This window comes from Paenibacillus sp. J22P277, from assembly GCF_059383675.1.
On the sequence record NZ_JBXENS010000004.1, the window covers coordinates 631,043 to 653,320 of the forward strand.

Below are 22,278 nucleotides of genomic sequence, written 5' to 3' on the forward strand. Positions count from 1 at the left end.
TCGGCCGTTTTATTTCGTTATGCCGGCTTCGTCCGCCAAGCGAGCGAAAACCAGGATGAATCCACCGTATCCTCCGCTGCCGGCCTTCATAAAAAATTAAGTTTGCCATTAACTCAAATTTGAGTATAATGACTAAGGGATAATCAAATTTGAGTATGTCTCAATCGAAAGGGATGACACTATTGGACGCAAATCGCAGCAACGTGAAGCTTGTCATTGCGGGTCTGATGCTCGGCTTGTTCATCGCCGCGCTCGATCAGACGATCGTATCGACCGCAATGGGTACCATAATCAAGCAGCTCGGAGGCCTCGACAAATTCATCTGGGTTTACTCCGCGTACATGATCGCGATGGTCGTGGCGACGCCGATTTTCGGCAAACTGTCGGATATGTACGGACGCAAGCGGTTTTTCCTGACCGGTCTTATTTTGTTCATGCTCGGCTCCATTTTATGCGGAACGGCGCAGAACATGGAGCAGCTGATCATTTACCGCGCGATTCAAGGGATCGGCGGCGGCGCGCTCATGCCGATCGTCTTCACGATCATTTTCGATCTGTTCCCGGCCGAGAAACGCGGCAAAATGATGGGTCTCTTCGGCGCCGTATTCGGCATTTCCAGCGTGTTCGGCCCGATCTTGGGCGGCTTGATCACGGATAATATCAGCTGGCGCTGGATTTTCTACATCAACGTGCCGATCGGCATCCTGTCCGTGATTTTCATCGCGAAGGCATATCAGGAGAACAAGAACACCCGCAAGCAGTCGATCGACTGGGTCGGCGCGATCATGCTGACCGGCTTCGTGCTCTTCCTGATGTTCGGCCTCGAGCTTGGCGGTTCGGACGGCTGGGCATGGGCTTCCGCCAAAACCATCCTGCTCTTCGTGGCTTCGGCGGCTTTCCTGGTCGCGTTCTTCTTCGTCGAACGCGCCGTGAAGGATCCGATCATCAAGCTCGACCTGTTCAAAAACAAAGTCGTCACGAGCAGCATGGCCATCAGCCTGCTGTACGGCGCCGTCATGATCGCGGCCGCGTCGTATATCCCGCTCTTCATCCAAGGCGTATTCCATAAGACGGCCACCCAGACGAGCACCGTCATGATTCCGATGATGCTCGGCGTCGTCGCCAGCAGCCAGATCGGCGGCCGCGTCGTGAACAAGTTCCGCTACCGCGACGTCATGCTCGTATCCTCGGTCATGCTGATCGTCGGGACGGCGCTGCTCGGCTTCGTCATGGATGACACTACCAGCCGGCTCGTGGTCTCGCTCTTCATGATCGTCGTCGGCCTCGGCATCGGCGTATCGTTCTCCTTGCTGAACATCTCCACGCTGAACGCCGTGCCGCCGCAGTACAAAGGCACGTCGTCGTCGCTCATCACGTTCTTCCGGACGATCGGCTCCGCGCTCGGCATCGCGGTGTTCGGGGCGATCCAGAACTCGGCCTTCCAATCGAACATCGCCGATACGCCCAACCTGACGCCCGAGCTTGCCGCTCAAATCAAAGGCGGCCAAGCGCTGCTTGATCCCGAGGTTCAGCAGCAAATGGGACTGCCGGCCGATATCGTCAACAGTCTGCTGCAAGAATTCGCGCATTCCATCATCTCGATTTTCCAATGGTCGGTCATTCTTCCGGTCGTCGCGATCATCTTCGCGCTTCTGCTGGGCCGCGCCCGTCTCGAAGTGAATAAATCCGGTCCGCAGGGCACGCCGGGCGCCGCCGGCAAGCCGGGTCCGCAAGCCGGCGGCGAAGCCGGCAAACCGGCGCCGTCTTACCACGGAGGATAAGCCCGCATGTCGATGAGGCTTATGATATTGGGACTGCTGATGGAGCGCGAACGGCATCCCTACGAAATCCGGCAAACGATCAAGCTCCGCAATTGGAACGAAAGCTTCAAGCTGCGGGACGGCTCGCTGTATTACGCGGTCGACCAGCTGCGGCAGGACGGATTGATCGAGGCGGCGGAAGTCGTCTCGGTTCCCGGCGAGAACCGTCCGGACAAGACCATCTACCGCATCACGGAGGGCGGCCGCGAGGCGTTCCTGTCCCTGCTGCAGGAGCAGTTCAAGCTGACCTCCTACCCGCAGCATCCATTGTTTCTGGCGATGCCCTTCGTCCGGCACGGCGACCAAGCCATGATCGAGAAGCTCGTCCTGAAGCAGCTCGAAGCCTGCGAAGCGCGGCTCGCCCGGATGGAAGCGATCCTGGAGCTGAAGGGCTCGATCATTCCCCGCGGCTCCTCGCTCATGATCGAGGGCTTCATCCAATTCGGACGGACGGAGAAGGAATGGCTGCTCAAGCTGCTCGAGGAAGCGCGCTCCGGCAAGCTGTTCGAATCGCATCAAATGACCGAAGAGCAAATTCAAGCCTACGTTGCCGGTTTGAAGGAATTCGAGAAAAAATATCCGCCGGGCGCGACGGATCCGACGTGAACGGCAAGCCGCCCGAATCGAAAGAAATTTCTTTCGATTCGGGCGGTTTTTTTATTTCCGGCATCGAATTCATGCTGAAACCTTATTCCAGTATCTGACGTTCCTGTATAATAGAGCTACGGACGGGGCTGTCGCCGCCTCATTGCTAATCGCTATTATTCGGAGGAGCGTGCGTTTTTCGATGTTGTTCAACACCTACGTGTTCATCTTCGCCTTCTGGCCGATTACGGCCGCCGGTTATTTCCTGCTCAACCGGTTCCGCTATACCTTCGCGGCCAAATGCTGGCTGACGCTCTCATCGCTCTTCTTCTACAGCTGGTGGAATGTCGGTTACCTGCCCCTCATTCTCGGCTCCATCGCCTTCAACTACGCGTTCGGCCGGCTTCTGCAGGCCAACGGCGAAGCTGCGGCCCGTTACCGAAAAACGTTCCTGATCGCAGCCATCGGCGGGAATTTGCTGCTGCTCGGTTATTACAAATACGCCGACTTCTTTCTCGGCAATCTGTCCACTTGGACGGGACATGCCTTCCCGGTGCTTCACCTTCTGCTGCCGCTCGGCATCAGCTTCTTCACGTTCACGCAAATCGCCTATCTCGCGGATGCCTACAAGGGCAAAGCGAGCGAATATAATTTCGTCAGCTACATGCTGTTCGTCACCTTCTATCCGCATCTCATCGCAGGGCCGATCCTGCACCACAGCGAGATGATGCCGCAGTTCGACCGGCTCCGCAATAAAGTTTGGCAGTGGGGCAACGTCTCGAAGGGCGTGTACATCTTCTGCATCGGCTTGTTCAAGAAAGTCGTCATCGCCGATACGTTCGCCGCGGCCGCGAACGACGGATTCGCGAGCGCGACGCATTTTTTCGCCTCCTGGACCGCTTCCCTCTCGTATACCTTCCAGCTCTATTACGATTTCAGCGGCTACACGGACATGGCGATCGGCGCCGCGCTGGTCTTCAACATCAAGCTGCCGCAAAACTTCAATTCGCCTTACAAGGCGCTTAGCATCCAGGACTTCTGGCGGCGCTGGCACATGACGCTCAGCCGCTTCCTGCGCGACTATATCTATATCCCCCTCGGCGGCAACCGGCGCGGCGAAGCGGTCATGCTCCGCAATCTCGTCATTACGTTCCTGCTCGGCGGATTATGGCACGGCGCCGGCTGGACCTTCCTGTTCTGGGGGCTGCTCCACGGCGCCGGACAAGTCGTTCACCGCTTCTGGGGCAAGCTGGGGCGCCCGCTGCCGCGCTGGCTGGCCTGGTTCGTCACGTTCATGTTCATCAACGTCACGTGGGTATTCTTTCGCGCCGACAGCTGGGGACAAGCCGCCCGCATCCTGAAGGGCATGGCCGGCTTGCAGGGCGTATCGCTCGTCGACTTGAGGGTGCTCGCCCCGACGATCCTGCTGCTCGCGCTGTTCCTTCCGATCGTGCTGGCCTTCTCCAATTCGTCGCAGCTGAACGACGCGTTCCGGCCGACTTGGCGCTCGGCGGTCGCCGTGGCCGCGCTGTTCGTGTTCTCGCTGCTCTATTTCAACCGCATCAGCGAATTCCTCTATTTCAATTTCTAGAAAGGACGATGACCTGCCGTGCAGACTCCCGCTCCCTTACAGCCTAAACGACCGATCCCGACGCGCGCGCACGCCGCCCTTCCTTCCGCCCGCTCCGGAATAACCGCGAAAGCGGCCAAGCGGATGCTGGCCTTGACCGTCCTGCTGGCCGCGGCGTTTACCCTGCTGGCGGCGCTCGTCACTTATCTCGTCGATCCTTTGCAATTCTACCATCGGCCGTTCGGATACAAGCCGGTGTTCTCGTCGGAGCAGCGCTACCAGAACCCGGGACTGGCGCTCCATTACGATTACGACACGATCATTATCGGCACGTCCATGACGGAGAATTTCCTGCCCTCCGAGGTGGACAAGGCGCTGTGCGGCCGGAGCATGAAGCTGTCGATCCGCGGATCGACGGCGGACGAGCAGTACAAGATCGCCAAGCTGGCGATCGACACCGGCAAAGTCAAGCAGGTGATCTGGGGGCTCGATTATTTCGCGCTGAAGACGGGCGATCAGGAAGCCGCCGGTCCGTTCCCGGATTACCTTTACGACGATAACCGGTGGAACGATTACCGCTACTTGCTCAATTACGACGTCTACGGCCAATTCTTCAAAGGCATCGCCAAGGCGTTGACCGGCGGCTCGGGTTCGCAGAGTTTGGAGAAGCTTTACAATTGGAACGACAGCGTGCGGTTCGGCAAAAAGGCCGTCTTGAAGGATTACGAGACGGCCCAGCAGGAGGAGGCTTACTTCGGATTGAACGAAGAACCTCTGGACGTGATCAAACGGAACTTCAACGACCGCGTCCTCTCGCTCGCGAAGGCCCATCCGGACGTGCGGTTTATTTTCTACTACCCGCCGTACAGCGTGCTGCGCGAGGTCGTCTGGGAACGGACGAACGCCGAACGTTACCGGAACCAGCTGGAGATGGACGTATGGATGTTCGGGCAGTTCAACGCGCTGCCGAACGCGCAGGTCTACGATTTCCAAACCGCCGGCGAATGGACGTACGACCTCGATTCGTACAAGGATATGTCCCATCACGATCAAGACGTGAACACGGGCATCATCCAAGCCATCGGCAAGCGGGATCCGCGTTACTTGATGACGCCGGCGAATGCGCAGGCGCTGTCGGACGAACTGGCCGAGCAGGTCCGGACGTTCGCGCTGACGGAATCGGGCGATCCCAAGAGCGTCCGCGTGTTGACGGGCATGAGCGGGCAGGAACCGCAGGAAACGTCCTTCGGCGGTCTGGTCATTCCGGGAGAAGGCGAGCTGCTCGTCCCCGTGAAGGAAGCCGCCGCGGCGCTGGGCGCCGCGTATGCCTGGGATCAAGCGACGAAGACGCTCGTGCTGTCGCGCGCTTCGTCCCGGGTGACGCTGACGCTGGACAAGACGACCGCCGCCGTCAAGAACGGCGACGCGGTGGAGCTGGCATATCCTCCGAGGCTCGTCGGCGGCCAGACGTTCATCCCGCTCCTGAAGCTGGCCCCGCTGCTCGGCTTCGGCGTAACCGCGGAACAGCCGAATGCTTGGAGCTATCGGTACACGCTCGCCGGGGAGCCGACCGCGCGGTAAACGGGCGTTTTCGGCAGATGGCATGAGACTTCCTCCTCGCTTCTTGTCCGATCGCAAATCGCAGCTCGCAGTGCGCATGGCAGTCCGCGCAGATACGTCGCAATTGTTATTTGCCCCGCGCGAATGATACGGCGCAAACCGAAAAAGACCTTGAGAACAAGCGTTCTCAAGGTCTCTTTTTCGATTGCTTACGGCTTAACCGCGTCGCTGCCCGTATCCGGCGTTTTCGGATGCGGCGTGCCGTCGAGTCCGACGTATTCGTCGTAGGCATCGAAGATCTTCCGCGCGATCGGAGCCGCTCCGTATGCGCCGAAGCCGCCGTCCGGCACGACGACCGCGACCGCGAGAACGGGATCCTCCGCCGGCGCGAGCGCGATAAACACGGAATTCTCGACCTTCTTCCGGTCGCCGACATCCTGCTCGGACGTCCCCGTTTTCCGCAGGAAATCATACTTGAAGTCGTCGAAGCCCTGGACGGAAACCTTGCTCATGCCGTCGTCGATCTCATCCCAGAACGCCTTCGGGAAGGAGACGGTATTGAGGATCTTCGGCGTGTAGCCCTGCACGAGCTTGCCTTCCTGGTCGACGACCTTGTCGACGAATTGCGGCTGCATCCGCTTGCCGCGGTTGCCGAGCATCGCGGCGTACTGCGCCAGCTGCAGCGTCGTGTATTTGGCCTGCTGGCCGAACGAAGCCCGGATAAGCGCGGACTGCGGGCTCGCGTTCTCCGCCTCGTGGTAATAGTCGATAACGCCGGTGTTTTCGCCCGGCAGCCCGCTGCCCGTCAAGACGCCCAAGCCGAACTGCTTCATGTAGCCGTCCCAGACGTCGACCCCCTTGATGCTGCCGTCGTATTTTTTGTACAGCCCATTGCCGATCTCGGAAGCCATGAACGTATTGGACGAATGCGCGATCGCCGCCGCCGGATCGATCGTGCCGTAGGCATGGCCCTGCGAGTCGTGGATCGCGACCTGATGGCCCGCTTTGCCGAAGTAGAAGACGCCGCTATCTTGATAAAGCGTATGCGTCGTGATCAAGTTTTCGTTCAAGCCGAGCAATACCGATAACGGCTTCTGCGTCGATCCGAGCGGCACCATCGAAGAAGGATGGCGGTTGCGCTCCTTGTCGTCGTCATAAGGCGGATAGGATTGGCGAATCGTGCCGTTCGTTTGGAAATACTGGATCGCCTTCAAATCTTCCGTGCTGATGGTGCCGCCCGACCAGACGTTAGGGTCGTAATCCGGCATGCTGGCCATCGCCACGACCTTGCCCGTCTTCACTTCCATCGCGACCGCGTAGCCCGTCGTGGCATCCGCGCCGTCCACCCACGAGCCGGAGGTCGCGTGCTTCATGAAGTCCAGGTGATCCATGATCGCCTGCTGCGTCAGCATCTGCACCCGTTTGTCGATCGTCAGGTAGAGATTGTCGCCCTTCACGGGCACGGTAACGGTAGGCGGTCCGATGATCGTGTTCTGCGCGTTGACGGGATAGAGCTTGACCCCGTTCTGCCCGCGAAGCAAATCCTGGTACATGTATTCAAGTCCGTCGACGCCGACGTCCTCGTCGTCCAGATACTGCTTCTTGGTGTCCTCTTCTTCCGTGGTGTCCTTGTACTTCGTCATGGTTTCTTTCACGCCGCGGTATTTCTTGAGATAGCCGACCAGCTGCACCGCGACGTCGTCCTTGTCGTAGTTCCGGACGCTCTCCTCGACGATGTCGATGCCCGGATACTGCTCGCGATTCTCGGCGAAATAAGCGATCTCGTCCTGCGACAGGCCGATCTTGATGCGGCGCGGCACCGAATACGTATTTTGGATATGGTCCATGTCCATCCGTTTCTTGATTTCCTCGAGCGTGATCGCCTGCTCCGGCTTGCCGAGCCTCTTGAAGATATCCAGCAGCTGCTGCGCCAGCTTATCCGCATCCGCCTTCTTGAAGCCAGGCTGGATGGTGAAGTAGAGCGATTGCGTCGACGTCGAGTACGCCAGCGGCGCGCCCTTGGAATCCAGGATGTTGCCGCGAATCGGCGGGATTTTCACGGGTCTGGTGCTGTTCTTGTCGAACTCGTCCTGCAGCGTCGGACCGTCGACGAACTGCAAGATCGCGAGCCGGACGATCAGGATGCTGAACAAGAGAAAGGTGATGCCGAAAAACATATTCAATCGCAGCGTAAACGAGTTCCGGTTACGGGCGGCTTGGACTTTGGGGTCTTCATGCTGCTTCATGCCTGCACTCCTCTGAAACGTAATCCGTTCTTATTCGAGATCGACCGCCCGATTCCTGCCGCCCGAAGCGAATAGCCACAATATGGCCATAACTTGCGCAGGCGGAGGCTTAACTCTATTTCTTACCCGACCGGCCGCCTTTTGTAACGGCTTACGACAAAAAATTCCGGCGGACGTTCGGGGCAGGCTTTCGGTAGCGGTAGCGATGCGCCCGTTAGGTGTCCGACGCCATAGCGCCGCAATGCATAAAATGCAGAAGGAAGCTGAAAATATACAGTTGGCCTCCGGCGGTTCTTCCCGAATAAACAAAAGCGCCCCTCTGCGGCAGCCGTGACCGAAGGTCCGGAACTGCGGCAAAGGAACGCGTTAAACCGTGAAATCGAGACTTGCATAACGAGTGAAAACTAGACCGGCATGACGAACGAAATTCTGCGCCGGTCAGGCCGTCCGCAGCGCGGCGGCTTTCTTGGCGATGCGCAGCGCCATCAGCGCGGCCAGCAGGCAGATGAAGCCGGCGGTCACGAAGGTCGTCGAATACGTGCCGGTCATCTGACGCACGAGGCCCGCGCCGTAAGCCGCCGTCGAGGCGCCGATCTGATGGAAGACGACGACCCAGCCGAAGACCATGCCCGCCCGTTCCTTGCCGAATTCTTGCGTGGCCAGCTTGACCGTCGGCGGCACCGTGGCGATCCAATCCAGCCCGTAGAAGACCGAGAACACGACCAGCATCGCCGGCGTCGTATCCAGGGCGAACGGCAGGAAGATCAGCGACAGCCCGCGCAGGCCGTAGTACCAGAACAGCAGCTTCCGGGAATCGAAGCGGTCCGTGAACCAGCCCGACAGCGTCGTGCCGACGAGATCGAAGATCCCCATGAAGGCAAGCAGGCCGGCCGCCATCACTTCCTCGATGCCGTGATCGCCGCAGGCGGCGATCAGATGCGTGCCGATCAAGCCGTTCGTCGAGAAGCCGCAGAAGAAGAACGTCACGGCCAGCAGCCAGAACGTCTTGTTCTTCATGGCGTCGCGCAGCGTCAACAGCGGCGTCAAGAAAATGCTGCCGCGGAACGGCTCGGGCTTCGTCACGTCGCTTGCGCCGTAAGCAGCCGCCCCGACGTCGGAAGGATGATTGCGCATGAAGATGGCGACGACGACAAGCAATACGAGCACGACGGCGACGGCCGTATAAACCGCGAATTTCCAGCCGTGGTTGACCGTAATATTCGCCAGCAGCGGCAGGAACAGCAGCTGGCCGGTGGCCGCGCTCGCGGTCAGCATCCCGACGACCAAGCCTTTGCGGTGCACGAACCAACGATTCGCGACGGTAACGCCGAGCACGTTGGCCATCATGCCGGTAGCCAGCCCGGATACGATCCCCCACAACAGCTCGTATTGCCATAACGCCGTCATCAGGGGCGTGAGTGAAAGACTCGCGGCAAGGATCGCGAGCGAGACGACCATCATCCGGCGTATGCCGAACTTCGCGAGCAGCGCCGCCGAGAAGGGGCCGACCAGGCCGTAGAGCAATATGCCGACGGAGATCACGCCGGAGATGCCGCTTCGCTCCCAGCCGAATTCCTTCTCGAACGGCAGCATGAAAATGCTTGGCATCGACCGGATGCCGGCGGAGACGAGCAGGGCCGCGAACGTGACGAGCACGACGACCCAGCCGTAATGGATTTTAGAAGTTTGAGCCGGTGGCTGCATTAGAAGAACGCCTCGCTTTAAATTTTGTATGTACAACTAATATAATAGCAAAGAATCTGCCTTGTCAATCCATTTTCGGAACGGATTAATTGTTCGCCTGGATAAAGGCGGTCTCTCGCATCGGAAGCAATCCGGAGCCGGTTGTTACTAACGACATGACGACTTGCCGCGCCGCAACGCGCGCGGCGAACGTGCCGAATCGAATAAGCCGGTGCTTAGACGAGTTGCAGACGGCAGCCCAAGTCGAGGCGAAATCCCGAAAAGCCCCGGTCTGCTCGCGCGGACCGGGGCCAATTCTATTGAACGAACGACTGCAACTGACGCCGATGCTTTCGGTACCTTGCGCAAGGTTTGACGGTGCCTCATGGCTGTCGATCCGCGAGGCCGATTCTTCGACTTTGCCGGTTACTTATTGCAGACCGCATCGCACCATCACGACCGCCGGCGGCTACAGCTTGCCCGGGTTCAACAGGCTGAGCGGATCGTTGACGGTTTTCCGGCTGCGCATGCGGCCGATCGAGCCGCGGCCTCCGTCTTCCAGCATCCATGTGTGCGGATCGAAGATCGCGACGCCGATCGATCTGAAGTAAGCGATGATCTCGTACAGCCGCTCCTCCGTGGAGAAATAGACGACCGGCAGGGCGGTCGGGACGAGCGCGCCTCCGCTCAGCATCCATTCGAAGTGAAAGAGTACCTCATCGCCGTATTCGGCTTTGATCGCGCGGATTTGTTCCAAGTACCGGTCCGGCGCGAAGCCCGCCTGCAAGTACGTCCAGGAGGGGTCGGCCTTGATCGCCCACAGCGTCGTATGGTTCCAGGTAAAATCCGATACGCCGATCGCCTTGCGGTATTGGGACGCTTCGATGGTATGGCCGAGCCGGCCGCCGTACGACTCGGCAAGCTTCGCCGCCGCTCCGATCGCATGCTCCGCGATTTCGGTCAGCACGGCGGCCTTGGACGGTTCGAGCGATTTGGCCAGCGGCTTGAAGAACGAGGGCAGGGGCCATTCCATCGGGCTCACGAGCCTTTTCGGTATTGCCGACTCCCGCGCCAGCGCCTCGCCGAACCGCACGGCATCCTCGAAGGCATCGAATTGGAACACGCACTGCGCCCATTCCGTCCGCGGCGCGAGCGGTATCGTCACTTCCGTCATGATGCCGGTCGTGCCGTAGTTGTGAATGTAGTCGAACAGTTCTTCACCTTTAATGACAAGCCGCCGCGGCGTTTCTTCCAAGGTATAGACGACCGCCTCCAGCACGTTTCCGTCCCATAGATTGCCCCAGGTGACCGAACCGATGCCGCCGGATCCGCCGCTGACGAAGCCCCCTACGGTCGCTTTCACGTACGTGCTCGGGTAAATCCGCAGCTCCTGCCCTTGCTCCCTCGCCGTCTTGTCCAGGACGCCGAGCCGCACGCCGCTCTGCGCGCGGGCGTAGCCGTCGCCGAGTTCGACGATGCGGTCAAGGCCGCTGAGGTCGAGGACGATGCCGCCTTCGAGCGGGATCGCCTGGCCGTAATTGCCCGTCCCGGCGCCGCGGGCCGTAACCGGAACCCGCATGCGGTAGGCGAGCGCCAGCGCGTCGGCCACGTCCTGCTCGGTTTTCGGCGCGATGATGGCGTCCGCCTTTTTCTCCTTAAGCCGTTTATCCAACACCGGCGAATACCAATAGTAGTCTTTCGACAGCTTCTCGACGGTATCGGCGTCGGTCAGCACCATCGTTTCGCCGAGCGATTTCAGCATATCTTCCTTCCAAGCCAGCTTTTCCATAGCCAAATCCCTCCCTTTCCGAGTGGTTGCATCCGAGCTTATGGAGATGGAGAATGGGCATGCCCGCAAACTATGCCTTGCCGCGCGCTTTCTACTCCGCGATGACGGGATTAAGGAGCGGCGCGAAGCCGCCCAACCTGCATTCGGCGATATCCCCCGGCCGCAGCGGGACCGAGCCCGGCGTGCCGGTCATGATCACGTCGCCGGGCTGCAGGGTCATCATGCCGGAGAAATAGGACACGATATACGGAATCGAATAGATCATGCGCGTCACGTCCGCGCGGTAAGCGGTCACGCCGTTCAACGCCGTCTCGATGGTCCACTGCCCGGGAGCCGGGCATTCGTCGGGCGTGACGAGATGGGGACCGAAGCTGAAAAAGGTATCGAAGCATTTCGACCGGCCCAGAAACCGCGGATTCCGCGCATGGATATCCTGGGCGGTCATATCGAGCGTCGGCGTGAAGCCGGCAATTACGCCCATCGCGTCGGCTTCGGAGACGTATTTGCAGGTTCGGCCGATGACGATGCCGATCTCCGCCTCCGCCGTGACGCGATGCTCGCCTCTCGGCAGCAGGATGGCATCGCCGGGACCGATCAGGCTCATGGCCGGCTTCATGAAGCAAATCGGCTCTCCGTCGGGCGGCGTAACCGCCATCTCCTCCGCCTTCTCCGCATAGTTGGCGCCGATGCCCCAGATTTTCGGCGGATTCCGCAGCAGCGGACCGCACGCGGCATCCTCGAACGCGATCGTTTCAAGCCTATTCGCCTGCAACGCGCCGCCTTCGCGGTACCATGCGTTCAAGCCGGCCGTCTCTTCGTTGCCGAGCAAGCCCGCGAGCGTCTCGCTCCAGGCGCTGCCCGTCGAGGCGTTCAGCGTTTCCAGCAGCACGTAGCCCCCCGCCGTCACGATGGCCGCTTTCTCCAGCCCGTCGGCCTTAATGGATGCCAATTTCATGGTCAGTTCGCTCCCCGGGAGTTGATTGGTTAGGATGAATGGTTTGCGTAGGATGATTGGTTTGCGTTCACTGGCGGAGGCCGGGGAATGCAGCATTCCTCGCCTTCCGCGTCTATTAAGCCTCGACCCGCCTCCGGTCGAGATCCGAAAGCTTGAACGTGCACAGCTCCTTCAGCGCTTTCGCGAGAATGCCGGCCACCCGCTCCATGATGATGACGCCCTTCTCCGCGGTCGCGACGGTCGCGTCTCCGGCGATGCCGCTTGCCGAGATGTCCGCCATCCGCCAAGCGAAGCGGATTTTGCCCTCGAGCGTCAGAAATTCGTAGCCGGCCATCTCGGGCACTTCCTTGACGGCGAATCGATCCTGCACCCAATCCGGCTTGATCGCCTTCACGATCGACGTCTCGTAATCGCCGCCGTGGATGCCGTATTCCAGCTCTTCCGGCGCGATGACGTCCTCGGCCCCGCCGAGGCTGCTCGGGCTGAGGTAAAACACCGTCATCCCGCTGCGGATCCGGATCTCCCGCGCGACCATGTTCAGCAGATCCGTATTGCCGCCGTGCGTATTGAACAGCAGCAGCCGGTCGAAGCCGCTGAGCTTCAGGCTCTCGGCGATGTCGAGAACGACGCCCTGCAAGGTCGCGGCCGAGAGCGAGATCGTGCCGGGCAATCCGAGATGCTCGTTGCTCTTGCCGTACGGAACCGGGGGCAGCAGCCACACCTGCGCGTCCGGATCGAGCTTCTCCATGGCGGCGGTCAACGTCGCCTCTCCGATCAACGTATCCGTCAGCACCGGCAGGTGCGCGCCATGCTGCTCCACCGCGCCGATCGGCAGGATGACGAGCGCGTCGTCCTTCGGCAGTTCCTTTACCTGTTTGCTCGTCAATCTCGGCAGGAAGCGCTGCTCCCACGCCGTTCCTTCGTATCGCAAGAACATCGTCCTCACCCTTATCCGTTTAGTGGTGCGCGGCCTTCGCCGGTCGCGCCTTTCGATGCGTGCGCCGGCATCCGGACGCGCTGCCCGGCAGCCGCTTGCGCCAGGCGGTTCACCCAGCGAAGCAGCGGAAGGTCCATGCCCGCGCCGGCGATGAACGAGACCCCGACCGGGACGCCGTCGACCTCGCCCGCCGGCACCGTGACCTGGGGGAAGCCGCTCAAGCCGGCGATGCAGGACATCTGCATCGTCCGCGTCCGGATGCGTTCCAACGCCTCGCCCGACGTCCCGATCTTCGGCGCGGTGCTCGGAATCGTCGGGATGACGAGCAGGCGGTCGCCGCCGAGCATCCCGTCCAGGGCTGCCCGGATGCGGAGGCGATTGTCGAGCTGACGGTCATAATCGCCGCGGCTCAGCGTCGCCGACCACGCGAAGCGCTCCGCGATGCCCGGTCCGAATCGGGGATTCTCCCGCGTGATCCACGCGCCGTGCTCCCGCCAGATCTCGAAGCCTTGGATCGCCCGGAACGTCCCGAACCAGGACGCCAAGCCTTCCGGCGCCGCGATCACCCATTCGGGTCGTTCTTCGGCCGCGCCCGCGTCCGTCAGCCAGGAAAGAATCTGCGTCCGGCATGCCTCGTCGGTTAGATCCCATACGTCTTCCGCGAATAGCAGACGGCTGAAGCCATCTTCTCCCGCAGCCGCATCCGCCTGCCCCAGCAGCGCCAGCCCCACGTCCAGCAGGGTCCGGCTGCTGCGCGACATCCATCCGACCGTATCGAAGCTTGCAGATAGCGGGATGACGCCTTCCATCGGAACGGCGCCGTACGTCGGACGGATGCCGTATAAGCCGCAATAGACGGACGGGATCCGGATCGAGCCGCCGGTATCGGTGCCAAGCCCGAAGTCGGCCGTGCCCGAAGCTGCCGCGACGGCAGAGCCGCTCGACGACCCGCCCGGGATCCGGTCCTGCGCGCGGGGATTGACCGGCGTGCCGAAGTGGTGGTTCTCGCCGTTCAAGCTGAACATCAGCTCGTCGGTATGCGTAATGCCCTTTAAGCGGGCACCCTGCCGAAGGAGCAGGTCGACGGCGGCGGCGTTCGCGACGGACGGTCCGTGCGTGCGGTGCCAGTCGGGATTGCCTGCGGTATTCGTCCAGCCCGCAAGCCCGAACACGTCCTTGACCGCGAACGAGAGGCCCTGCAGCTCGCCCGAACCGGCCGGATCGACCCCAAACTCCTCATTCACGTAAGCATGCCATTGATCGGCCATGCGCAACTCCTCCATCCGTCCGTGGGTTCAGCAAGCTAGCGCGGCTGCAATAGTCCGTCCAACACCGCCATGTCGGCCTCGTCGAGCGAAGCGGCGGGACCGGATTTGATCAGATCGGAGAACTTCTCGTCCGGGACCATCGTCGTCAGCACGTACAGGCGGCCGCGGCCCGTATTCCGCACCTCGTGGTTGTTCCCCGGCGGCACGATGAAGAACGAGCCCTGACGGATCGGCAGCTCCGACTCGCCGACGACCGCGGCGCCCTCTCCGGCCAACACGTAGAAATACTCGACCGCTGCCGCGTGCTCGTTGGGCGGCGTCTTGCCTCCTTCGTCGAAAATTTCCACCACCGAGACGAACGGCGCCTGCGTGCCGTCGCACAGCAGCACGAATTTATTGGAATCCTTCGGAGAAATTTTATGAACCGGACAATCCGCGTAATGGCCTGCTATCAATCCCGGTATGCTCATCGTTGTTCCACCTTCCCGTATTGGGCTTCGACGGCGGTTGCCAGTTCGGCCGATTCCGCCACGAAGCCGTAGCATTGCTTGATATTGTAAATCGCGCCTTCGGCGCAGTAGGCCGGCGAGCTCGTCGCGCAGCAATCCGCCAGCAGGATGACGTCGTAGCCGAGACAGCCCGCGTCCTGGAGCGTATGCATGACGCATTGGTCCAGATTAACCCCCGCGAAGAGCAGCGTACGAATGTCCATGTTCCTTAAAATGCCGTCGAGCGGCGTATCCCAAAATCCGCTCATGCGGTACTTGTCGACGCGGATATCGTCCGGCTCAGGCACGAGACCGTCCACGAGCGCGGCGCCCCAGCTGTCCTTCTCCAGCACGCGGGAGCCGTTCCCAGGCAGCGGATCGCCGATGCCGACGCCCGTCCCGTCCGGATTGTACACGTGCAGCACCGACGGAGGCAGATTCAGCCGGTCCGGCCGGTTGCCCCAATTGAGCCACACGACCGGCACGTCCGCCGCGCGCAGCGCCGGCAGCAGCCGGTTCAGCGGCTCGACGGGCGCCAGCAGCGGCGCCGTATCGACGCCGATGGAAGCCAGCCACCCGCCCGGCGAACAGAAGTCGTTCTGCATGTCGACGACGACGATGGCCGTACGGCCGAGATCGAGCGTCAGCCGCTGCGGCTGCGCCGCGAACGTGATGGCAGAGGATCCTTCTGCCTCTCCTTCCGCCGAGAAGGCTCCCGCCGCCCGTGCACTTGCATGCGAGACCCGCTCTCCTGCGCCGCGCAGATCCACATGCTCCCGGGACACGTGCCACGCCCGTTTGCGATTGCCAAGACGATGCATCGGCATCCCTCTTTTCTAAAAAAGTTGTTGAAACTCAATGTTTAGGCAGAGTGACCGGAGGTCGGCAGGAGTCGGAAAAGCGTCAGCGTTCGCCTTTGTAGTCGGATTTCTACCTATAGTCACTTACATAATCAAAGAAATCAGAACTACAACAGCGATTGTAGACCCTGCCGACCGCAGGTCATGCTCTTCTGCTTAGTGCTTCAACAAATGAGACACATGACGCACGTACTCGCCGAACTCCGGCGACGACCGGAAATCGTGGTCGCGCGGGTAGGGCGCCGGAATATCGATGACGTCGGAGATCTTGCCCGGCCGCGGCGTCATGACGACGACCCGGGTCGAGAGGAAGACCGCTTCAAACACGTTGTGCGTAATGAACAGCACGCTCATCGCGTTGTCCTGCCGCCAGATCTTCAGCAGCTCGTCTTGCAGCGTTTGGCGCGTAATCTCGTCGAGCGCGCCGAACGGTTCATCCATGAGCAGCAGCTTCGGTCTCGAGATGAGCGCCCGCGCGATGGAGACGCGCATCTTCATCCCGCCGGACAGCTCGCGGGGCAGCACCTTCAAGTAATCCTTCAGGCCGACCAGCTCCAGCACGCGCTCGCCTTCCGCGATCCGTTCCTTCTTGGGCACGCCCCTCAGCTTCAAAGGCAGCGTGACGTTGTCGATCAGCTTCGACCAAGGAAGCAGCGTATGCTCCTGGAACACGAAGGCGATCTCGCTTTGCCTGCGCGCTTCCTTCGGCGTCGTGCCCAAGACGTCGAGCGTGCCGCTCGTCTGGCCGGTCAAGCCCGCGATCATATTGAAGATCGTCGATTTACCGCAGCCGGACGGGCCGACGAAGCAGAGAAACTCGCCTTCTCCCGCCGACAGATTGGCATGCTGCACGGCAACCGTGCCGTTCGGATACGTCTTGCCGACGTCCTGCAGCCGGATCAGCGTATCCGTCGTCCGGTTCACGGCAGGGGCTGCCGTTCCGGCGGAGGTTAAGATCGTGGATAGAAAACTCATGTCGGTTGTCCCCTTTGCGCGTTATTTGCCTGGCCGAAACCCGTTGTTCTTCAACGCTTCCGCCACTTGCGCCACCCGCAGGCCGAGCCGGCCCGCCATGACGAGCTCCCGTTCGTCCGGCGCGTTCGAGCTGTCCGGCCCCGCCAGCGTCGAAGCGCCGTACGGCGAGCAGCCGATGGCATCCGCCGTCAGGTACTCCGGATTCTCCGAATACGGCAGTCCGACCATGATCATGCCGAAATGGAACAAAGGCACCATCGACGTGAGCAGATTCGCTTCGTGCCCGGTATGGATCGAGCCCGCGCTCGTGATGAGCCCGGCCGGCTTGCCTTCGAGGCTGCCGTCCGCGCACAGCTCGCTTGCGAACTCGAGAAACAGCTTCACCTGCGCGGGCATGGAGCCGAAGTAGGTCGGAAACCCCCACACGATGCCGTCCGCCCAGCGCAGATCGTCGTTCGTCGCGAACGGAATCGGCAATTGCGCTTCCTTGGAGGCCTCATACTTGGCGAAGCGTCCCACCGTCCGGAACTTGCCGGACAGCGCGCTCTCCTCCTGCTTCTTCCGTTTATCGAGATAAGGCGTGCGGTTGTTCTCCGACTCCAGCTCGGGAATCCGGACGACCCGCGCCTCGCAGCCCGCCAGTTTCCCGGCGCCGCGCGCGGCGGCAAGCGCCATCTCGTACACATGGCCGTATGCGCTGTAATAGACGATCAGCAGATTCGTCATCGCCGCAGCTCCTTCGTCTACGACCGGGCGACGGCGGCCGGCGAGCCGAACGCGAGCCTATCGGTCGCCGCGTCCCATTTGCGGTCCAGCTCGGGAAGCTGGAACCCGGTGCGCTTGGCCGCCAGCTTCAGCCAGCCGCCCCCGCGGAAGACCCAACGCCGCTCCGGCACCATCGTGAACAGTTCCTCCGGCGTAGCGCCGTCGAACACAACGAAATCCGCATCGTGCCCAAGCTCCACCCCGTAGCCTTCCAAGCCAAGGATCGTCGCCGGAATCTCGGTGATCATGCGCAGGATCGTGCGCAGATCGGCCGGTCTTCCCATGTGGGCGGCGTAGGCTGTGATGAGGCCGATCTGCAGCAGGTCGCCGCGCCCGAACGGATGGAACGGGTCGTGGATATTGTCCGATGCCGTCGCCAGCGCGATGCCGGCGGCAAGCAGGTCCTTCACCCGCGTGACGCCGCGCCTGACCGGGAAGCTGTCGCGCCGTCCCTGCAAATACAGATTGGCGCCGGGCAGCGTCACCGCGTGCAGCTTGGCGGCCGCCATCTGCTCGATCAGCATGCCCGCGTCCATGTCGTTCATCGCCGCCAGCGAACAGAGATGGTCGACCGTCACGCGGCCGGACCACCCGTAGTCGATCGTCCGTTTGGCGATATGGCTGACCGTCCGCTTAGCCGGATCGTCGCTTTCGTCGGTGTGGAAGTCGAGCGGCATGTCGAATTTCTCCGCGAACTTGAACAGCTGATCGATATCGGCTTCCGCCGTCGCCGACATATGGGCGGCGGTGCCTACGCCCGTGACGCCCATGCGCAGCGTCTCTTCCAGAATTTCCAGATGTCCCTCGGCGAACCGGAACATCGGCGCGAGCGGGAACAGCTCCAGCTTCACGTACGGCTTCAGCTCCGCTTGCGCCTCCAGCGCCGCTTCGATCGTCCGCAGCGCAACGTCCGCGCCCCAGCGGACATGGTAATCGAGATGCGTGCGGATCGCGGTCGTGCCGAAGGAAACCGCCTGCAGGGCGGAGCGGATGATCCGCGCCTTGATCTCTTCTTTGGAGAAGGCGGGCACGGCGTTGGAATAGTTGCTCACCGCTTCCTCCAGCGTCCCCGACACGTTGCCGACCTGCGGCAGGCAAAACGATTTGTCGAGGTGCATATGGGCGTCGACGAGACCGGGCAGCAGCACCTTGCCGCCGAGATCGACGACGCTTCCGTTCGCCGGACTGCCGGACAATTCGTCGATCGGCACGGCGCCCGGCATTGCCGCGACCGCCGGCTGCGGCGCGATTTCCGTCCAGATCCCGTCCCGGACCGTAAGCGTATAGAGATGAGCCTCGTCCCGAAGCGGCAAACTCGCATTGATCAGCTTCCATTCGTTCGTCATTCGCCAACAGCCCCTTTCGTTATCGGCTCGCCGGGAGCGTCGGGGGAACGGCACCGCTCCTGGCGCGGGCCTCCCTCCGCCGCCGTCGGCAGCCGGTCAATCGATAGTCAATCGGTCATCGCTCGCCCGCAATCGGAAGCTCGATCCAGGACTCCATGCCCGGTCGGCTCTTCACCGCCACGACGGCGATCGTTAGATCGCACTCTTCCGCCCGGTGCGCGCTATTCATCGGAATGCCGTTGGGATGGCGCATGAGCGTCGGGAACGCGCTGCCCGTCAGCTCCAGGCGGAGCGCGGAACCGGGAAGGAACGTCGCCGCGAACGGCCGCATGACGATCCGCGCCTGACGCCAGCCGTCGCCTTGGCCGATCTCCGTCCGTCCGACGGACAGGAACCGCGCGCTTCCGTCCGGCTGCAGCATCGTCAGGATCGCGACGAGATCCGTCGGCCCTTCCATCGACTGCGCGACGACGTTCACGACCGGCGAACCAAGCACGCCGAAGCCCGACTCGAACGCATCCCCCGTGTAGACCAGAATTTCCGTCCGGTCCTGAATCGCGCTGCGGTCCGTCGGCGCGTAGCCGGCCAGCGGCATCGGCAGCCTCGCGTCGTAGACGAACACGTCGGGCGCTGCCTCGGCGTCCAATTCCGCGCGCGTTTCCGTCAACCTTGCCCCGCCCAATGCGCCATTGGCCGGCTTCGCCGATCCGCTCAGCAGCCATTTGCGGCCGCCGGCATGCTCGGGATAGCGGTCCGCCGACTTCCACGCCTTCGCGTCGAGATCGAAGCAGCGGACGGACGGCTCTTCGTACAAGCCGTTGTCCCGCTCGCCCTTCAGCCAATAATCGAACCACCGCGCCTGCTTCCGGTGCATGTCGCCGTCCGCTTCCGGCCCGTGGTCGATGCCTCCGGCCTTGCGGCCCCAAGGAATGTGGATCCAAGGTCCGATCTCCAGGCGGTGGAACAGCTCCGGCGAGCGATCCGGCGAGGTTTCCTGCAGCGCCAGGTACGATTGGACCGTCCCGTCGAGCAGGAAGTCGTACCAGCCGCCGATATGGAAGGCCGGAATCGGATCCTCGACGAAGGCGGGCAGCCAATTCAGCGACTGCCAGTACTCGTCGTACTCCGGGTGATCAACCCAATCGAAGTATGCCGGACAATAACGGACGAGAATGGGATGACGGTCGTTCAAGGGCAGTTGGCGCAGCGTCGCGTCAGGATTGTTCATGATGCGCGTGCAGGCCAGCTCCGCTTCCGTGTCGCCGGCCCGCCTCGCGGAGTCCCGCGCCAGCTGGAACGCCCAGGTGAGCATGCCGTTCGAGAAGCTGCCGTAGGGGTAAGCCCAGCGATGAACGTCGCCCGCCGTCATGCTCGGGATGATAGTCGCGAGGGAAGGCGGGTGCAGCGAGGCCGCCGCCCATTGGGTAATGCCCTGATACGAGAAGCCGTACATGCCGACCTTGCCGCTCGAGTACGGGAGCTTCGCCGCCCATTCCACCGTGTCGTAGCCATCCTCGGCTTCGTGGACGAAAGGGATGAATTCCCCCTCGGAGTCGCCTCGGCCGCGTACGTCCTGGACGATGACCATATATCCCTGCGAGGCGTACCACACCGGATGCGCGTGGCTGACCGTCGAGGCAATCTTGCGGCCGTAAGGCTGCCGCATGAGAAGCACCGGATAAGAGCCGGACTCTTCCGGCAAATAAATATCCGCGTATAAGTTCACGCCGTCCCGCATCGTGCAGGGGACGTTGCGTTTCATGACCACGTCACCGAATCGCATGGGCGACCTCCTCCGTCTCTGTGATTCGGCGGCTATTCTACCAGCCGATGGCCTGACCGTCGCTTCGCGGATCGGCGCCGCCGAGGCGGAAGCCGTTCCCGTCGATCAAGATCGCATGCGCATGGCCGACGACGCCGTCGAAGGCGTCCACCGTCCGGACGAGATGTCCCGCCCGGGCAAGCTCGCCGCGCACCGTCTCCGGCACGCGGCTTTCCACTCGGAGCCCCTGTTCTTCTTCTCCCCACGTTCGCCCCCATACCCACCTTGGCGCGCCGACGGCGGACTGCGGGTCCATGCCGTAATCGGCCATCCGGGTCAGCAGCGCGCACTGCGTCTGCGGCTGGCCTTCGCCGCCCTGCGTCCCGTAGAGCAGATAGGGCGCATCGCCTCTGAAGGCCATCGCCGGCATCAGCGTATGGAACGTCCGCTTGCGCGGCTCCAGCGTATTGACATGGTTCGGGTCGAGCGAGAAGAACGAGCCGCGGTTTTGCAGCAATATGCCGGTATCCCCGGCCGTAACCCCCGAGCCGAATTCGAAATACAGGCTCTGGATAAAAGAGACCGCGTTGCCCTCCCCGTCCACGACCGCCGCGTAAGCAGTGTCGCTGCCGACCGGCTCGGACGCGATCGGTAACGCCCTGGCCGGATCGATCCGGCGGGCAAGCTCCCGGCAATATTCCCGCGAGATGAGCCGATCGACCGGAATCGCCGAGAAATCGGGATCGGTCAGCACCGCGTTCCGGTCCCGGAACGCCAGCTTGAGCGCTTCGATCTGGAGATGGTAATACGCGAAGGACCCGTGCTCGACGGATCCGCCTTCGCCGAAGCCGAAGCCCTCGATGATCTGCGGCGCCATGATGCCGGTGAACCCTTGCGAGTTCGGCGGCGCCTGATAAAGCGTCAGCCCTTTGTACGACCCGCGGAGCGGCGTTTCCCATGCTCCCTCGTGGTCGGCGAAATCGTCCGCGTTCAGCACGCCGCCGCGATTGGCCAGATAGGCGGCGATCCGCCGGCCAAGGATGCCTTTGTAGAAGCCGTCGCGGCCGAATTGGGCAATCTGCCGCAGACTCTGCGCCAGATTGCGCTGCACGAACCGCGTGCCCATGAGGGGCACCGTCCCTCCGGGCGTATACACGGCCGAGGTTTCCGGCATGACGCTCAACACCGGGTGACGCTGCAGCGTATTGCGATATTGGTCCCGCGACAGCGGGAATCCGTGCTCGGCATAGCCGATGGCCGGCTCCAGCACCTCCGCGAGCGCCATCGTTCCGTATTCCCGCAGCACGGCGTCCCAGCCGTCCACCATGCCCGGCACGGTGACGACGCTGCGCACGCCGCGCTGCGGGATGGCGTCCTGGCCCGCGTACAAGGCGCGGCTTGCGCGGTAGCCGGACCGGCCGCTTGCGTTGTAGGCCCTGACGGCGCGGTCCGACCGGCTGTGCGTCAGCCAGAACGAATCCCCGCCGAGCCCGGTCATGTGGGGATAGACGACCGCGAGGCAGGCGCTGACCGCAACGGCGGCGTCGAACGCGTTGCCGCCCTGCTGCAGGATGCGCGCGCCCGCGGCGGAAGCCAGGTAGTGCGGGCCGACGACCATGGTTTTCGTGCCGATCACCGGCTGTTGCATCGGCTGTTGCATCGCCCATGC

At 62.1% G+C, this 22,278-nt stretch carries 17 protein-coding genes; 4 read left to right on the top strand and 13 right to left on the bottom strand.

The features are described from left to right. Positions 1-173 precede the first annotated feature (173 nt). The 4 genes from AC50YL_RS16155 to AC50YL_RS16170 all read left to right on the top strand — a co-directional run bounded on the left by AC50YL_RS16155 (position 174) and on the right by AC50YL_RS16170 (position 5,556). Positions 174-1,781: an MDR family MFS transporter gene (locus AC50YL_RS16155; RefSeq protein ID WP_494833423.1), complete on the top strand. Its 1,608-nt coding sequence runs from the start codon at positions 174-176 to the stop codon at positions 1,779-1,781. Positions 1,782-1,787: 6 nt separating this feature from the next. Then, a complete protein-coding gene (locus AC50YL_RS16160; protein WP_494833224.1) occupies positions 1,788-2,426 on the top strand; it encodes a PadR family transcriptional regulator in 639 nt (212 codons plus the stop codon). A gap of 181 nt (positions 2,427-2,607) precedes the next feature. Then, positions 2,608-3,996 carry an MBOAT family O-acyltransferase gene (locus AC50YL_RS16165; protein WP_494833225.1) on the top strand — a complete coding sequence of 463 codons (1,389 nt, stop codon included), beginning with the start codon at positions 2,608-2,610 and terminating at the stop codon, positions 3,994-3,996. A 123-nt stretch (positions 3,997-4,119) separates the two neighbouring features. Continuing rightward, entirely contained in the window at positions 4,120-5,556 is a 1,437-nt protein-coding gene (locus AC50YL_RS16170; protein ID WP_494833226.1) for a stalk domain-containing protein, read from the top strand. A 188-nt stretch (positions 5,557-5,744) separates the two neighbouring features. Here AC50YL_RS16170 and AC50YL_RS16175 read toward each other — a convergent pair whose 3' ends face one another. From AC50YL_RS16175 to ggt, 13 genes are all read right to left on the bottom strand, one after another. After that, positions 5,745-7,781, bottom strand: coding sequence for a peptidoglycan D,D-transpeptidase FtsI family protein (locus AC50YL_RS16175; RefSeq protein ID WP_494833227.1), 2,037 nt, complete (start codon positions 7,779-7,781; stop codon positions 5,745-5,747). 438 nt (positions 7,782-8,219) lie between these two features. Next, complete coding sequence (locus tag AC50YL_RS16180) at positions 8,220-9,485, bottom strand: MFS transporter (RefSeq protein WP_494833228.1); 1,266 nt, start codon at positions 9,483-9,485, stop codon at positions 8,220-8,222. 448 nt (positions 9,486-9,933) lie between these two features. After that, positions 9,934-11,253 (bottom strand): FAD-binding oxidoreductase, encoded by a 1,320-nt coding sequence (locus tag AC50YL_RS16185; protein WP_494833229.1) that lies wholly within the window; start codon positions 11,251-11,253, stop codon positions 9,934-9,936. 91 nt (positions 11,254-11,344) lie between these two features. Beyond that, a complete protein-coding gene (locus AC50YL_RS16190; protein ID WP_494833230.1) occupies positions 11,345-12,208 on the bottom strand; it encodes a fumarylacetoacetate hydrolase family protein in 864 nt (287 codons plus the stop codon). A 115-nt stretch (positions 12,209-12,323) separates the two neighbouring features. Then, the gene (locus AC50YL_RS16195) at positions 12,324-13,145 is read right to left on the bottom strand and encodes a creatininase family protein (protein ID WP_494833231.1); all 822 of its coding nucleotides are present in this window, start codon (positions 13,143-13,145) and stop codon (positions 12,324-12,326) included. Between the two features lie 11 nt (positions 13,146-13,156). Continuing rightward, complete coding sequence (locus AC50YL_RS16200) at positions 13,157-14,413, bottom strand: amidase (RefSeq protein ID WP_494833232.1); 1,257 nt, start codon at positions 14,411-14,413, stop codon at positions 13,157-13,159. Positions 14,414-14,448: 35 nt separating this feature from the next. After that, positions 14,449-14,883: a cupin domain-containing protein gene (locus AC50YL_RS16205; RefSeq protein WP_161742612.1), complete on the bottom strand. Its 435-nt coding sequence runs from the start codon at positions 14,881-14,883 to the stop codon at positions 14,449-14,451. Continuing rightward, positions 14,880-15,722 (bottom strand): cysteine hydrolase family protein, encoded by an 843-nt coding sequence (locus AC50YL_RS16210; protein WP_494833233.1) that lies wholly within the window; start codon positions 15,720-15,722, stop codon positions 14,880-14,882. The genes AC50YL_RS16205 and AC50YL_RS16210 overlap by 4 nt, the downstream gene beginning before the upstream one ends. Before the next feature lie 195 nt (positions 15,723-15,917). Beyond that, on the bottom strand, positions 15,918-16,736 hold the full coding sequence (locus tag AC50YL_RS16215; RefSeq protein ID WP_494833234.1) for an ABC transporter ATP-binding protein: 819 nt from the start codon (positions 16,734-16,736) through the stop codon (positions 15,918-15,920). A gap of 21 nt (positions 16,737-16,757) precedes the next feature. Further along, positions 16,758-17,462: an NAD(P)H:quinone oxidoreductase gene (gene wrbA / locus AC50YL_RS16220; RefSeq protein WP_494833235.1), complete on the bottom strand. Its 705-nt coding sequence runs from the start codon at positions 17,460-17,462 to the stop codon at positions 16,758-16,760. Positions 17,463-17,479: 17 nt separating this feature from the next. Further along, on the bottom strand, positions 17,480-18,847 hold the full coding sequence (locus AC50YL_RS16225; RefSeq protein WP_494833236.1) for an amidohydrolase family protein: 1,368 nt from the start codon (positions 18,845-18,847) through the stop codon (positions 17,480-17,482). Positions 18,848-18,962: 115 nt separating this feature from the next. Continuing rightward, complete coding sequence (locus AC50YL_RS16230; protein ID WP_494833237.1) at positions 18,963-20,630, bottom strand: CocE/NonD family hydrolase; 1,668 nt, start codon at positions 20,628-20,630, stop codon at positions 18,963-18,965. 37 nt (positions 20,631-20,667) lie between these two features. Beyond that, positions 20,668-22,257, bottom strand: coding sequence for a gamma-glutamyltransferase (gene ggt / locus AC50YL_RS16235; protein ID WP_494833424.1), 1,590 nt, complete (start codon positions 22,255-22,257; stop codon positions 20,668-20,670). Between the last annotated feature and the right edge of the window lie 21 nt (positions 22,258-22,278).

What these genes read in the sequence shown, in the direction of transcription:
- AC50YL_RS16155 (WP_494833423.1), top strand. Translation starts at nt 174, where the DNA reads ATGACACTATTGGACGCAAATCGCAGCAACGTGAAGCTTGTCATTGCG.
- AC50YL_RS16160 (WP_494833224.1), top strand. Translation starts at nt 1,788, where the DNA reads ATGTCGATGAGGCTTATGATATTGGGACTGCTGATGGAGCGCGAACGG.
- AC50YL_RS16165 (WP_494833225.1), top strand. Translation starts at nt 2,608, where the DNA reads ATGTTGTTCAACACCTACGTGTTCATCTTCGCCTTCTGGCCGATTACG.
- AC50YL_RS16170 (WP_494833226.1), top strand. Translation starts at nt 4,120, where the DNA reads ATGCTGGCCTTGACCGTCCTGCTGGCCGCGGCGTTTACCCTGCTGGCG.
- AC50YL_RS16175 (WP_494833227.1), bottom strand. Translation starts at nt 7,781, where the DNA reads ATGAAGCAGCATGAAGACCCCAAAGTCCAAGCCGCCCGTAACCGGAAC.
- AC50YL_RS16180 (WP_494833228.1), bottom strand. Translation starts at nt 9,485, where the DNA reads ATGCAGCCACCGGCTCAAACTTCTAAAATCCATTACGGCTGGGTCGTC.
- AC50YL_RS16185 (WP_494833229.1), bottom strand. Translation starts at nt 11,253, where the DNA reads ATGGAAAAGCTGGCTTGGAAGGAAGATATGCTGAAATCGCTCGGCGAA.
- AC50YL_RS16190 (WP_494833230.1), bottom strand. Translation starts at nt 12,208, where the DNA reads ATGAAATTGGCATCCATTAAGGCCGACGGGCTGGAGAAAGCGGCCATC.
- AC50YL_RS16195 (WP_494833231.1), bottom strand. Translation starts at nt 13,145, where the DNA reads ATGTTCTTGCGATACGAAGGAACGGCGTGGGAGCAGCGCTTCCTGCCG.
- AC50YL_RS16200 (WP_494833232.1), bottom strand. Translation starts at nt 14,413, where the DNA reads ATGGCCGATCAATGGCATGCTTACGTGAATGAGGAGTTTGGGGTCGAT.
- AC50YL_RS16205 (WP_161742612.1), bottom strand. Translation starts at nt 14,883, where the DNA reads ATGAGCATACCGGGATTGATAGCAGGCCATTACGCGGATTGTCCGGTT.
- AC50YL_RS16210 (WP_494833233.1), bottom strand. Translation starts at nt 15,722, where the DNA reads ATGCATCGTCTTGGCAATCGCAAACGGGCGTGGCACGTGTCCCGGGAG.
- AC50YL_RS16215 (WP_494833234.1), bottom strand. Translation starts at nt 16,736, where the DNA reads ATGAGTTTTCTATCCACGATCTTAACCTCCGCCGGAACGGCAGCCCCT.
- wrbA (WP_494833235.1), bottom strand. Translation starts at nt 17,462, where the DNA reads ATGACGAATCTGCTGATCGTCTATTACAGCGCATACGGCCATGTGTAC.
- AC50YL_RS16225 (WP_494833236.1), bottom strand. Translation starts at nt 18,847, where the DNA reads ATGACGAACGAATGGAAGCTGATCAATGCGAGTTTGCCGCTTCGGGAC.
- AC50YL_RS16230 (WP_494833237.1), bottom strand. Translation starts at nt 20,630, where the DNA reads ATGCGATTCGGTGACGTGGTCATGAAACGCAACGTCCCCTGCACGATG.
- ggt (WP_494833424.1), bottom strand. Translation starts at nt 22,257, where the DNA reads ATGCAACAGCCGGTGATCGGCACGAAAACCATGGTCGTCGGCCCGCAC.